This window comes from Actinacidiphila cocklensis (genome assembly GCF_907177275.1).
Classification (GTDB): Bacteria; Actinomycetota; Actinomycetes; order Streptomycetales; family Streptomycetaceae; genus Actinacidiphila; species Actinacidiphila cocklensis.
Genome location: NZ_CAJSLV010000074.1, coordinates 25478 through 37795, shown reverse-complemented (window position 1 = coordinate 37795; position 12318 = coordinate 25478). Strand labels below are relative to the sequence as shown.

Sequence of the window (12318 nt, the reverse complement as noted above, 5' to 3'; positions counted from 1 at the left end):
GGGTTACGGGTTACGGGCCGACGGTGAGGACCAGCTTGCCCTGGGTGTGGCCCTCCTCCACCGCGCGGAGGGCCTTGTCCGCCTCCGCGAGGGGGTAGGTGCGCGTCACGTGCGGGTCGAGCGCGCCCTTCACCACCAGCGCGGCCACCGCGTCGAGCACCGCACCCGTGCGGGCCCGTACGATCGCGCTGCCGTCCAGCTCGGCGGCGAGCGCCTTGTCCGCACCGCTGACCAGGCGCGACCGGTCGGTGAGCAGCCCGGCCAGCTCGCGCAGCGAGTCACCGCCGACCAGGTCGAGCACGCCGTCCACACCGCCGGGGGCCACCGCGCGGACGCGCTCGGCGACACCCTCGCCCGAGGCGACGTGGACCGCGCCCAGCGACTGCGCGAAGGCCGCCTTCGCCGCGCTCGCCGTGCCGATCACCGTCAGCCCCGCGTCCCGGGCGATCTGGGCGGCGGCGACACCCACGCCGCCGCCGACGCCGTTGACCAGCAGCGTCGCCCCGGCCGGCAGGGCGAGCTGGACGAGGGCGTCGTAGGCGGTGGCCGCCGCGACCGGCAGCGTGGCCGCGTCCGTCCAGGACAGGCCGGCCGGCTTGTGCGCGGTGCCGGCCGCGGGCAGCAGGGTCAGCTCGGCGTAACCGCCGGTGTCCGTGCTGCCGAGGACCTCGTCGCCGGGCGCGAAGCCCTCGACGCCGGCACCGACCTCCTCCACGACGCCGGCGGCCTCGCTGCCGAACACCGACGGCAGGTCGGTCGGCGGGCCGCCCGCCCGCCGGTAGCCGTTGCGCCGCTTGTAGTCGACGGGGTTGACGCCCGCGGCCCGTACCGCGATCAGCAGCTGGCCGGGTCCCGGCACCGGGCGAGGCAGGTCGGCGAAGGCCTCGGTCTCGGGGCCGCCGAAGGCGGTGTGGAGGTAGGCGGTGGGCATGGCGTGCTCCTCGGATGTGCGGGTCAGCGGTCGCCGGGGACCTGGAGGAAGTGGAAGAGGGTGCTGCGGCGCAGCGTGAAGCCGAGCGTCTCGTACAGCCGTATCGCACCGGTGTTGACCGCGGCGGCGTGCAGGAACGGCGTGTCGCCGCGGGCGCCGATCCCGGCCGCGGTGTGCAGCACCAGCCGGGACGCCAGCCCCTGGCCGCGGTGCTCCTCGTCGGTGCACACCGCGCTGATCTCCGTCCAGCCCGGCGGCCGCAGCCGCTCCCCGGCCATCGCGACCAGCCGGCCGCCGCGGCGGATGCCGTAGTAGGCGCCCATCTCGACCGTGCCGGGCAGGAAGGGGCCGGGCTTGGCGCGTTCGACCAGCTCCAGCATCTCGGGGACGTCCGCGGGGCCGAGCGGTTCCGCCTCGGGGTCGGTGCGGGCCTCCACCGCGGTCGCCACCATCTGCACGCCCTGCCCCGACTGGCCGGTCGCCCAGCCGTCGGGGAGCGTGGGCACCCCGGCGATCGCGAAGGAGTTGCCCGCGCCGACCAGGGCGGCCAGGTCCGACCAGGACTGCGGCTGCCCGGGGTCGGCGACCGCGACGAAGGGCGATACGTCGGTCCGGTAGCGGGCGGCGGAACCGACGGTCTGCGCGAGGTGCCGGTGCGGGCCGTTCAGCGACGCCCAGGCGGCGTTGTCCAGCACGTGCGCTTCCGCGGGGTCCCGGTGCGGCAGCGGGTGCGAGGGCTCAAGACGGGTCGACATGATCGCGGTGCTGCTCCGTTTCTGCGCCGGGGCGTCGGCGCTCACCGGTGGCAACCCGATCGGTCCGCGGGAAAATCCCGTCCCGGCCCCCGTATCAGTCCTTGGGAATATTCGCGCCGCGTCCCCGCCGGCCCGGCCGCCGCGCAGGTCAGAAGCGGATGCCCTGGGCGAGCAGGGCGAACTGCCGGTCGTAGAGGGCGACCAGGTCCACCTCGCCGTCGCGCTGCACCCAGTGCCGTACCACCGCCGTCGACACGGCCATCAGTGCCGCGGCCGCGCAGTGCACGTCCAGGTCGTCGGGGTCGCGCCCGGTGCGCTCGCTGATCACCGCGGCCACCACGTCCTGGCTGCGCTGCAGCTCGTCCCAGGAACGCGCCCTGATCGCCGGGTCGGTGAAGCCGAGCCGGGTCCGCAGCAGCAGCTCGTCGTGGTCGGCCTCCAGCATCTGCCCGAGCGAGTCGGTCAGCGCGTGCCGGATCGAGTCGATGATCGGCTCGCCGGGCGGCCTGGAGCGCAGCGCCGCCACGAGCGCCGGGTCGTACTCGTCGCGCAGGACGACGTCCTCCTTGGTCGGGAAGTAGCGGAAGAAGGTGCTGGGCGAGACCTCGGCCGCGTCGGCGATCTGGTCGACGGTGGTGGCCTCGTAACCGTGGGCGGCGAAGAGGCGGTAGGCCTCGCGCCTGATCGTCTGCAGGGTGCGCTGCTTCTTGCGCTCCCGCAGGCCCGGTTGCGGTGCGGTCGGGGTCTCCTTGGCGTTCATGCCAGCGATTGTCCGCTGTCGGCGGTGGATGTGGCGACCTCGCGCGCAGGCGGGACCGGGCCGCCCGCCCCCGCCTTCGGCTCGCCGCCGGCCGGGGCCTTGGCGGGCAGGAACAGCGCCGCGAGGACGGCCGCGGCCAGGGCGATCGCCGCGCACACCAGCATCGCCAGGCTCATGCCGTGGACGAAGGCGCGGTGCGCGGAGTCCAGCAGCCCGGGGTCGTGCAGCCGCGCCGCCACCGCGCCCGCGCCGCTCACCGAGTCGCGCGCCGCGGCGGCGTCGGGGCCGTTCACCCCCGCGGTGCTCAGCCGCGCCAGGTAGCCGGCGCTGAGCAGGCTGCCGAGACCGGCCACCCCGAGCACCGCGCCGACCTGCTGCACGGTCTCCAGCAGGCTGGTGCCCCGGCCCGACGCCTCGGCGGGCAGCGACGACATCACCAGGCTGGTCGCCGGCACCACGGCCAGTCCGAAGCCGAAGCCGGTCAGGGTCAGCCACAGCGCGGCGTACCCGTATCCATCGCCGCCGCCGGTCACCGCGCCGACCAGCGTGCCCGCGGCGAAGACCAGCAGCCCGGCCGCGACCACCACCCGCGCCCCCAGCCGAGGTACCAGCGTCTCGCCCAGCGTGGCGGCGGCCATCAGCCCGCCGATCAGCGGCAGGATCCGCAGCCCGGTGCCGAACGCGTCGTGCCCGAGCACCTCCTGCAGGTACTGCGGGACGACGAACATGATGCCCATCAGCGCGAAGTTCACGAAGACCGCGACCAGCGTGCCCCAGCGGAACCGGGGGTCGGCGAACAGCCGCAGGTCCACCAGCGGGTGCGGGTACCGCCGCTGCCACACGGCGAAGGCGACCAGCAGGACTGCGCCGCCGAGGACACCGCCCAGCACCCGGGGGCTGCCCCAGCCGTCGTCCGGGACCAGGATGGTGCCGTAGACGAGCGCGGTGATGCCCAGCGCGCTGAGCACCGTGCCGACGGTGTCGAACGGGACGGCCGCGCCGCGGTCCCGCGTCCGGTCGGCGGGCAGCAGCCAGAGGGACGCGATCAGCGCCAGGACGACCACCGGCACGTTGAAGAGGAAGACCGAGCCCCACCAGAAGTGGTTGAGCAGCCAGCCGCCCACCAGCGGCCCCACCGGCATGCCCACCGCGGTCGCCGCGGTCCACACGCCGATCGCCTTGGGCAGCTCGGCCGGGCCGAAGATCCGCGGCAGCACGGCCATCGACACCGGCATGATCATCGCCGCGGCCAGGCCCAGCACGGTCCGCACCGCGATCAGCTGCCCCGGCGAGCCCGCCTGGGTGCCGGCCAGCGAGGCCAGGCCGAACAGGGTGATGCCGCAGGCCAGGACGCGCTTGTGGCCATAGCGGTCGCCGAGCAGCCCGACCGGCAGCATCGCCACCGAGAGCGCCAGCAGGTAGCCGCCGTTGATCCACTGCAACTGGGCGCTGTCTGCGCCCAGTTCGCCGGACAGGGTGGGCAGCGCCACGGTGATCACGGTGCCGTCCAGGGCGATGATCAGCACGCTCAGCGTCAGGGCGGCCAGCGCCCACCAGCGGCGCGGGGAGTTCGCGAGCGGGGGAGGGGCGGGTGCTGCTGCGGACATGACGGCCTCCTGGAAGTCGACTGCGTAAAGACAGTAACTCCCATGCGGTGGTCATCAGTCAAATGAAAGTGAACTTTCAGTTTGCCTTGCGGTGGCCCGCCGCCTTCTTCGCGGTCTTCCTGGCCGCGGTCTTCCTCGCGGTGGTCTTCTTGGCGGCCGTCTTCTTCGCGGTGGTCTTCTTGGCGGTGCGCTTGCCCCCCGCGCCCTCGCCCTTCGAGCTCAGCTCGGTGACGGTCGCGTGCCGCCCCTCCTCGCCGCGGCTGTCCTTGGCCTGGTCCACCGAGGCCTGCAGCGCCGCCATCAGGTCCACCACCTGGCCGCCGCCGCCCTCGCCGCCGGCGGCCGGCGGCTCCGCGCCCTCCAGCTTCGCCGTCACCAGCGCCTCGACGGCCGCCGCGTACTCGTCGTGGTACGCCGCCAGGTCCGCCTCGCCGAGCGCCTCGATCAGGGTGTCGGCGAGCTGCAGTTCGTTGTCGCTGATGTTGACCTTGCCGCGCGGGACGGCGTCGGCCGCCGAGTTCAGCTCGTCCGGCCAGCGCAGCGTCTGCAGCAGCAGGATGTCGTCACGTGCGGTGATCAGCGCCAGGTGCTCGGAGTTGCGCATCGCGAACTTGCCCACGGCTGCCTTGCCCGAGCGCGCCAGCGCCTCGCGCATCAGGACGTACGGCTTGTTCGCCGTCGGTGAGGACGGCGCCAGGAAGTAGGGCGTGTCCAGCTGCATGGCGTCCACCGAGGACGCCTCGACGAAGCCGCTCACCTCGATGGTCTTTGCGGTCGGCAGCGGCAGCGCCTGGAGGTCGGCGTCGGTGACCTCGACCAGCTGGTCGTCCGGGGTCTCGAAGGCCCGGCCGATGTCGGCGGTGGTCAGCACCTCCTCGTCCAGCTCGCAGGTCTTCTGGTAGCGGATCCGGCCCTGGTCGGCCAGATGGATCTGCCGGAAGCTGATCTTGTGGCTCGACACGGCGGATCCGAGCTTCACCGGGATGGAGACCAGGCCGAAGGCCAGGTTCCCGCTCCAGACGCTGCGCATAGCGTGTCCTTTTTGTCAGGCTATGGGATCTTTATGCTATGCCGATCACCGAGGTCGAGGGCCGCCAGATCAAGCTCAGCCACCTCGACCGGGTCCTCTGGCCGGAGACCGGAACCACCAAGGGCGAGCTGCTGCACTACTACGCGAGCGTCGCCGAAGTCCTCATCCCGCACTGCGCCGGACGCCCGGTCAGCTTCGTCAGGACGCCCGACGGCGTGCAGGGGCAGCGCTTCTTCCAGAAACGGCCGCCCGCCGGTACGCCCGAGTGGGTGACCACCGCCGAGACGCTCAGGAGCAGCGGCGAACTCATGCCGCAGGTCCAGATCAACGACCTGGCCACGCTGATGTGGGCCGCGAACCTGGCCTGCGTGGAGATCCACACCCCGCAGTGGCGGTCGGCCGCGCCCGGCACCGCCGACCGCCTGGTCGTCGACCTCGACCCCGGCCCCGGCCGCACCGTCGTCGACTGCTGCGAGGTGGCGCTGCTGCTGCGCGAGCGGCTCGCCGCCGACGGCATCCGGACCTGGGCCAAGACCAGCGGTTCCAAGGGCCTGCACCTCTACGCCGCGCTGCGGGGCGCCGACTCGCGGGAGGCGTCCGCCTACGCGCGGCGGGTGGCGCAGGAGTTGGAGCGCGGGTATCCCGAGCGGGTGGTGTCCCGGATGGCGAAGGCGGACCGGACCGGGCGGGTGTTCATCGACTGGTCGCAGAACTCGGCGAAGAAGACGACCGCGACGCCCTACACGGTGCGCGCCCGCCCGCACCCCACGGTCTCCACGCCGCTGGCCTGGTCCGAGGTGGCCGCCGCCCGCACCCCCAGCGACCTGACCTTCGCCCTCGCCGACCTCCCCCCGCGCCTGACCGCCCACGGCGACCTCCTCGCCGCGCTGCTGACCCCGGAGGCGGCGGCCCCGCTCCCCCCGCACGGAGGGTGAGCGGGGCCGCCCAGGACGCGGAGGCGCCGGACGACGTGCGTCGGCAAGCGCCTCGTACCGGAAATGTCAGGGAAGCCCGGCGAGCTACCGCGGCTCCCCGTACCAGCGCCAGCTCTCCTGCCGCTCGCGGCCCGGCAGGGCGGTCCTGCCGGTCGACCACAGCAGCGCCGGCCACGGTTCGACGTCGGCGGGCGCGTCGGGGAAGAGCCGGTGCAGGGTCCTGGCGCACAGGTCGCCCGGCGGCTCGAAGGGCAATCCGAGCCCGGTGGCGATGTCGTGGGTGTGGACCAGCGTCTCGACCACGCCCATCGCGCCGAAGCCCTCCGGGTCCGCCGGCCCGAAGCCATGGTGCGAGCGCAGGCCGGACGACGTGGTGCGGACCATGGAGGTGAGCAGCGCCCCGCAGGCTTCGAGCACCTGGAGCAGGGCGGCGCCGCCCTCCGAGCGGTCCACGAAGATCGTGCTCGCAGGCCCGCCGGGCGTCTCCCGGCGCCAGCTGACGGGCACATGGGTGGTCAGCGAGGGCGCCCGAGGGCCGAGTTGGAGGGCGTACGCGAACAGGTCGTCCGCCAGGTGCTCCGCGGTCTGCCAGCAGGTCCACTCCAGGGTGCCCGCCGGGGCGTCCCAGCCCTCGTCGGGCGCGTCCCCCAAGGCGGCCACCGCGAGCTGTACGGCCAGGTCGACGTCGTCTGCGGTCACGGGTCCCGGGAGGTGCTTCGGTATGGAGGTCATGCCGGGACCGTACAACTCCCGGCCGGGTGCCCGCCCTTCGCGGGCCGTCAGGGCGCGAAGATCCGCTGGGCGGCCACCGCGGCGCCGCCGCGTGCCCAGGCCTCGAACGGCAGTGGCCGCACCACCAGGTCGCACTCGGCCGCCGCACCGAAGGCCTGGGCGCGGAAGGCCGCGCGGACCGCGTCGGCGAACAGGTCGTAGGAGGCCACGCCCTCGCCGGAGATGATGATGCGCTGCGGCCCGACCAGGTTGGCGACCGAGGCCATCGCCAGGCCGAGCGCGCGCCCGGCGCGGGCGAAGACCTCGCGTACGGCGGGGTCGCCCGCGTGCGCGCGCCGCACTGCCGCCGCCATGGTCAGGTCCGGGTCGCCGGTGGCCTGCCGGGCCTGCTCGGTGATCGCGTGGGTGGCGGCGACGGCCTCGACGCACCCGGTGTTGCCGCAGGTGCAGACCCGGTCGCCGCCGACCGGCAGATGCCCCGCCTCGCCGGCGACGCCGTACGCCCCCGACACCACCCGCCCCTCGACCGCGATACCGCAGCCGATCCCGGCGCCGACGGTGACCAGGGCGAAGGACGAGAGCCCGGCGCCGGCGCCGAACCACTGCTCGGCCACGGTCAGCGCCCGCACGTCGTTCTCGACCACCGCAGGTACGCCCGCGGCCGCCTCCACCAGCCGGGCCAGCGGCACCTGGCGCCAGTCCAGGAACGGCGAGAACTGCACGGTGCCGGCCTGTGCGTCGATGTCCCCCGCCAGGGTGACCCCGATGCCGTGCACCCCGCCCGGCGACTCGGCGCCGGCCTGCGCCGCCGCCCCGCCCTGCGACCGCAGCCGGGCAACCAGCCGGGCGATCGCCCGCACCACGCTGTCGACGTCCCGCGAGGCCAGCGGCGCGCGGCCGGTGGCGAGCGGGGCGGCGGTCAGGTCGGTGAGGACCCCGATCAGCTCGTCCCCTGTCACCTTGACCCCGACGAAGCGCGCGCGCTCCGCCCGTACGGTCATCGGCGTCGCGGGCCGGCCGCTGCCGCGCTCGCCCGCCGGGCGGCCCAGTTCGGCGATCCAGCCGTCGGCCAGCAGAGGAGCGGCGACCTTGGTGACGGCGCCCGGTGACAGGCCGGTGCGGCGCCCCAACTCCGCCCGGGTGAGGGGGCCGTGCACCAGCAGCGTCCTGAAGACCAGGGCGGCGGCCGGCGGTCGTCCGGCGAGCGTCATACGGGGACCCTACCTTTCCACCGGAAAACATCAAGGTGCCTGGCAGTCGTGCTGTCTCCATGGACATCGGTGACCGGTTGCCTGTGAATATGTTGACCACGGAAGGAAACTCGCTCTAGATTCGGCCGAACCCGAGGAAAGGACCCCGCCATGCAGAACGCCACCGCACGGACCGTCTCCCTGCGCGCGGCGGGCACCGCCCTGGTCGTGGAGCTGACCGGGCCGGTGCCGCGGGTCCTGCACTGGGGTGCCGACCTCGGCGAGCTGTCCGCCGCCGGCGCCGCAGCGCTCAGCCTCACCGCTGAGGGCGCCGTCCTGAACAACGCCGTCGACCGGCCGCGGATCTTCACCGTCTGGCCCACCGAGGCCGACGGCTGGTCCGGCACCCCCGCCCACGAGGGCCACCTCGACGGCGGCGCCGCGGCGCCGGGACCGGTGCTCACCGGCAGCACCCACCAGGAGTTCGACGGCGGCGGCGGTGAGATCGTCCTCGCCCTGACGGACGCCGCCGCCGGGCTCGACATCGCCGTCACCTACCGCCTCGACCCCTCGGGAGTGCTCGGCGCCGGCGCGGCACTGACCCGCAGGGCGGACGCCGACCCTGCTCCGTACGACCTCGCGCGCGTCACCACCCTGCTGCCGCTGCCCGCACGGGCCACCGAGGTGCTGGACTTCACCGGCAAGTGGAGCCGGGAGCGGCAGCCGCAGCGCCGCCCGCTGGGCCACGGCACCTACCTGCGCGAGGTGCGGCGCGGCAAGCCCGGCCTCGACTCGCCGTACCTGCTGGCCGCCGGGGTGCCCGGCTTCGGCTTCCGGGACGGAGAGGTGTGGGGCGTGCACGTCGCCTGGAGCGGCGACCAGCGCTACCTGGTCGAGCAGCTCCCCGAGGGCGCCGGCGTCCACGCCGCCGTACTCGGCGGCGGCGAGCTGCTGCGCGCCGGCGAGATACGCCTCGCCCCGGGGGAGACCTACCGCACCCCGGTCTGCCACTTCGGCTGGTCGGCCGACGGCCTCGACGGCCTCGCCGACCGCTTCCATGCCCTGCTGCGCGCCCGCCCCGGCCACCCGGGCACCCCGCGTCCCGTGGTGCTCAACAGCTGGGAGGCCGTCTACTTCGACCACGACCTGGACCGGCTGCGCCGGCTCGCCGACCGGGCCGCCGAGGTCGGGGTGGAGCGCTTCGTGCTGGACGACGGCTGGTTCACCGGCCGCCGCGCCGACAACGCCGGGCTCGGCGACTGGTACGTCGACCCGCAGGTGTGGCCGCAGGGCCTCGGGCCGCTGGCCGACCACGTCCGGGCGCTCGGCATGGACTTCGGGCTGTGGTTCGAACCCGAGATGGTCAACCCCGACTCCGACCTGGCCCGCGAGCACCCGGACTGGATCCTGGGGCCGGCCCGCGGCCGCGGCCCCACCTCGCGCAACCAGTACGTGCTGGACATCTCGCACCCCGACGCCTGGGCGTATCTGCTGGAGCGGCTCGACACCCTGGTCGGCGAGTACGGCATCGCCTTCATCAAGTGGGACCACAACCGGGAGCTGCACGAGGCGGTGCACGGCCCCGGCGACCGGCCCGCCGGGCACGCCCAGGTCGAGGCCTTCTACCGGCTGCTGGACACCCTGCGCGAGCGGCACCCGGCACTGGAGATCGAGAGCTGCGCCTCCGGCGGCGGCCGGATCGACCTCGGCGTCCTGGCCAGGACCGACCGGGTGTGGACCTCGGACTGCAACGACCCGGTGGAGCGGCAGACCATCCAGCGCTGGACCGGGCAGCTGCTGCCGCCCGAGCTGATCGGCGCCCACATCGGGGCGGCGGAGAGCCACACCACCGGGCGGGTCACCGCCGACACCTTCCGGATGGCCACCAGCCTGTTCTGCCACCCCGGCATCGAGCAGGACCTCACCCGCTGCGACGACGGCGAGCTGGCCAGGATCACCGCGTGGACGGCCCTGTACCGCGAGCTGCGCCCGCTGCTGCACAGCGGCCGGCAGGTCCGCGCCGACCTGCCGGGTGACGCCGTCCTGCTGTACGGCGCCGTCGCCGCCGACTCCTCGGCCGCGCTCTACTGCTGGGCGCGGCTGGCAACCTCGCCCGAGGGCCAGTCAGGCCGGGTGCGGCTGCCCGGCCTTGCGCCCGAGGCCGGCTACCGGGTCCGGGTCCGTACCGAGCTCGGGCTGCCGTCGCTGCACCAGACGGCGGGTCCCGCCTGGTTCACCGCCGCGCTCGACGACTGGGTGGAGCTGCCGGGGGCGGTGCTGGCGCGGGCCGGGCTGCCGATGCCGACGCTGAACCCGGGGCACGCGCTGCTGATCGAGGTGCGCGCGGCCTGAGCCGCCGTGAGATGGTCCGTTCGGCCCACCCCGGCTGCGGCGCCGGCGCCGGCTGGCCAGGGTGCTGGAGGAGGGGATCCGCGCGGAGGTCCCGGCCGGACGACGGACCAGGGAGCGCACCGGATGGACCTCACCAGCACCGTGGACGGCCTGATGGACGGCCTCACCGCCGACCTCGCCAGGCTCGCCGCGATCCCCTCGATCGCCTTCCCCGGCTATCCGCGCTCCGAGGTCCTCAGGGCGCACGACCTGCTGGTGGAGCTGCTGCGGGAGGCGGGTGTCGGGCACGTCGAACGCATCGACCTGCCCGACACCTCGCCGGTGATCTACGCGGAGGTCCCGCCGCCCGACCCGGACGCGCCGACCGTCCTGCTGTACGGCCACTACGACGTCCAGCCGCCGGGCGACGAGTCGCTGTGGCTGTCCCCGCCCTTCGAGCCGACCCCGGTCGAGGGCGGGCTGCGGGCGCGCGGCATCGCGGACGACAAGTCCAACGTCATCGCCCACCTGGGGGTGCTGCGGGCCTACGGCGGCCGGCCGCCCACCGGGCTGAAGATCGTCATCGAGGGCCAGGAGGAGTACGGCAGCGCCTTCGACGAGTACCCGCCCACCGACCCCGGGCGTTTCGCCTGCGACGCCATGGTGATCGCCGACATGGGCAACCTGCGTCCCGGCACCCCGACCCTCACCACCGGGCTGCGCGGTGTCGCCGAGGTCGTGGTGGAGGTGCGGACCCTGGCCGAGGCGCGGCACAGCGGCGGGTACGGCGGCGCCGCCCCCGACGCGCTGCTGGCCCTGGTCCGCGCGCTGGCCGGGCTGCACGACGAGAACGGCGACGTGGCGGTGCCCGGGCTGCGCCGGGACGAGTGGGAGGGGGCGTCGTACACCGAGCAGGAGTTCCGCGAACTGGCCACCGTGGCCGACGGGATGCCGCTGACCGGCAGCGGCAGCCTGGGGGAGCGGCTGTGGAGCGGACCGGCGATCACGGTGATCGGCCTCGACGCCCCCGCGGTGGACGGTGCCGCCTCCGCGGTGGTCCCCTACGCACGCGCCAGGCTCAACCTGCGGGTCCACCCGCAGCAGGACCCGCGGCAGGCCACCGACGCGCTGGTCCGCCACCTGCGCGAGAGCCGCCCGTACGGCATCGAGCTGACGGTCGCAGCGAGCGACGCGGGCCCCGGTTTCGAGGCGGCGACCGGCGGCCCCGCCTACCGCGCCGCCCGCACCGCGCTGCGCGAAGGCTGGGGCACCGAGCCGCAGTTCGCGGCGAGCGGCGGCTCCATCCCGCTGGTCAACGGGCTCGCCAGGGCCGTACCGCACGCGGAGGTGCTGCTCTTCGGCGCCCAGGACAGCATGTGCAACCTGCACGCCCCCAACGAGCGGGTGCTCTTCTCCGAACTGCGCGGCGCGGTGATCGCCGAGGCCGCCTTCCTGCGCGAGTACGCCGCGGCCTTCCGGTCCGCGGGCGGCAGGCGGTGAGCCGCGCGACCCCGGCAGCTCGGGCCGGCCGCTGACCGCGGACGGCGGTACCCGCGTTTCGTCCTGCCGCCGCGTGCCGTGCTATTCATCCTGATCTGTGGATTTGTCCCACTCGGGCGATTCTTGCCTGGTGCTGCAACCAACGAATGCAATTGCATCGGGAATTGCAGATGCAGTTGCCGGGTAGAGGTGTGTGTGAGTGCCGCGGTCAGCGGTGCTGAAGCGACGGATGAGCCCGGTGGACTCAGGAGAGAGGCGATGCACCGTGGACCAGTCGATCGGCAACGGAGTGCAGGCCAGCAGCATTTCCGGGGTGGAATGGACCAAGAGCGCCCGCAGTAACCAGAGTGGCAACTGTGTCGAGGTTGCCCAACTGCCCGGCGACGGCGTGGCCGTTCGCAATTCGCGCTACCCGGACGGACCGGCTCTGATATACACGCGGGCAGAGATGGCCGCATTCGTCGAGGGGGCCAAGGACGGTGACTTCGACGCTTTTACGGCGTGAAGCCGGCCGTTTGACGTCCAGGAGGGCGAACTGCGGGCTTCG

The 12318-nt window shown here is 74.1% G+C and carries 11 protein-coding genes; 4 read left to right on the top strand and 7 right to left on the bottom strand.

Annotation, left to right across the window (positions count from 1 at the left end; genetic code table 11):
- Window positions 1-10: 10 nt before the first annotated feature.
- From NFU81_RS27580 to ku, 5 genes are all read right to left on the bottom strand, one after another.
- Window positions 11-931: an NADP-dependent oxidoreductase gene (locus tag NFU81_RS27580; RefSeq protein WP_251495331.1), complete on the bottom strand. Its 921-nt coding sequence runs from the start codon at window positions 929-931 to the stop codon at window positions 11-13.
- Between the two features lie 23 nt (window positions 932-954).
- The gene (locus tag NFU81_RS27575; RefSeq protein WP_251495328.1) at window positions 955-1686 is read right to left on the bottom strand and encodes a GNAT family N-acetyltransferase; all 732 of its coding nucleotides are present in this window, start codon (window positions 1684-1686) and stop codon (window positions 955-957) included.
- A 148-nt stretch (window positions 1687-1834) separates the two neighbouring features.
- Complete coding sequence (locus tag NFU81_RS27570; protein ID WP_251495325.1) at window positions 1835-2446, bottom strand: acyl-CoA-like ligand-binding transcription factor; 612 nt, start codon at window positions 2444-2446, stop codon at window positions 1835-1837.
- Window positions 2443-4053: a DHA2 family efflux MFS transporter permease subunit gene (locus NFU81_RS27565; protein ID WP_251495322.1), complete on the bottom strand. Its 1611-nt coding sequence runs from the start codon at window positions 4051-4053 to the stop codon at window positions 2443-2445. Before NFU81_RS27565 ends, NFU81_RS27570 begins: the two co-directional genes overlap by 4 nt.
- 76 nt (window positions 4054-4129) lie before the next feature.
- The gene (gene ku / locus NFU81_RS27560) at window positions 4130-5083 is read right to left on the bottom strand and encodes a non-homologous end joining protein Ku (protein ID WP_251495319.1); all 954 of its coding nucleotides are present in this window, start codon (window positions 5081-5083) and stop codon (window positions 4130-4132) included.
- A gap of 38 nt (window positions 5084-5121) precedes the next feature.
- Between ku and ligD the strand changes: the two genes are divergently transcribed.
- Entirely contained in the window at window positions 5122-6018 is an 897-nt protein-coding gene (gene ligD / locus NFU81_RS27555) for a non-homologous end-joining DNA ligase (protein WP_251495316.1), read from the top strand.
- An 84-nt stretch (window positions 6019-6102) separates the two neighbouring features.
- On the opposite strand, the gene NFU81_RS27550 is transcribed toward ligD, so the two are convergent.
- Both NFU81_RS27550 and NFU81_RS27545 read right to left on the bottom strand, forming a co-directional pair.
- Complete coding sequence (locus NFU81_RS27550) at window positions 6103-6750, bottom strand: DinB family protein (protein WP_251495314.1); 648 nt, start codon at window positions 6748-6750, stop codon at window positions 6103-6105.
- Between the two features lie 47 nt (window positions 6751-6797).
- A complete protein-coding gene (locus tag NFU81_RS27545; protein WP_251495312.1) occupies window positions 6798-7961 on the bottom strand; it encodes an ROK family transcriptional regulator in 1164 nt (387 codons plus the stop codon).
- A gap of 150 nt (window positions 7962-8111) precedes the next feature.
- Between NFU81_RS27545 and NFU81_RS27540 the strand changes: the two genes are divergently transcribed.
- The 3 genes from NFU81_RS27540 to NFU81_RS27530 all read left to right on the top strand — a co-directional run bounded on the left by NFU81_RS27540 (window position 8112) and on the right by NFU81_RS27530 (window position 12276).
- Window positions 8112-10292 (top strand): alpha-galactosidase, encoded by a 2181-nt coding sequence (locus NFU81_RS27540; RefSeq protein WP_251495309.1) that lies wholly within the window; start codon window positions 8112-8114, stop codon window positions 10290-10292.
- A 123-nt stretch (window positions 10293-10415) separates the two neighbouring features.
- Complete coding sequence (locus NFU81_RS27535) at window positions 10416-11771, top strand: M20/M25/M40 family metallo-hydrolase (RefSeq protein ID WP_251495307.1); 1356 nt, start codon at window positions 10416-10418, stop codon at window positions 11769-11771.
- A gap of 265 nt (window positions 11772-12036) precedes the next feature.
- The gene (locus NFU81_RS27530) at window positions 12037-12276 is read left to right on the top strand and encodes a DUF397 domain-containing protein (protein ID WP_251495305.1); all 240 of its coding nucleotides are present in this window, start codon (window positions 12037-12039) and stop codon (window positions 12274-12276) included.
- The last annotated feature ends 42 nt before the right edge of the window (window positions 12277-12318 follow it).

Bases quoted from the DNA above. Each gene is read 5' to 3' on its own strand.
- NFU81_RS27580 (WP_251495331.1), bottom strand. From the start codon at position 931: ATGCCCACCGCCTACCTCCACACCGCCTTCGGCGGCCCCGAGACCGAG.
- NFU81_RS27575 (WP_251495328.1), bottom strand. From the start codon at position 1,686: ATGTCGACCCGTCTTGAGCCCTCGCACCCGCTGCCGCACCGGGACCCC.
- NFU81_RS27570 (WP_251495325.1), bottom strand. From the start codon at position 2,446: ATGAACGCCAAGGAGACCCCGACCGCACCGCAACCGGGCCTGCGGGAG.
- NFU81_RS27565 (WP_251495322.1), bottom strand. From the start codon at position 4,053: ATGTCCGCAGCAGCACCCGCCCCTCCCCCGCTCGCGAACTCCCCGCGC.
- ku (WP_251495319.1), bottom strand. From the start codon at position 5,083: ATGCGCAGCGTCTGGAGCGGGAACCTGGCCTTCGGCCTGGTCTCCATC.
- ligD (WP_251495316.1), top strand. From the start codon at position 5,122: ATGCCGATCACCGAGGTCGAGGGCCGCCAGATCAAGCTCAGCCACCTC.
- NFU81_RS27550 (WP_251495314.1), bottom strand. From the start codon at position 6,750: ATGACCTCCATACCGAAGCACCTCCCGGGACCCGTGACCGCAGACGAC.
- NFU81_RS27545 (WP_251495312.1), bottom strand. From the start codon at position 7,961: ATGACGCTCGCCGGACGACCGCCGGCCGCCGCCCTGGTCTTCAGGACG.
- NFU81_RS27540 (WP_251495309.1), top strand. From the start codon at position 8,112: ATGCAGAACGCCACCGCACGGACCGTCTCCCTGCGCGCGGCGGGCACC.
- NFU81_RS27535 (WP_251495307.1), top strand. From the start codon at position 10,416: ATGGACCTCACCAGCACCGTGGACGGCCTGATGGACGGCCTCACCGCC.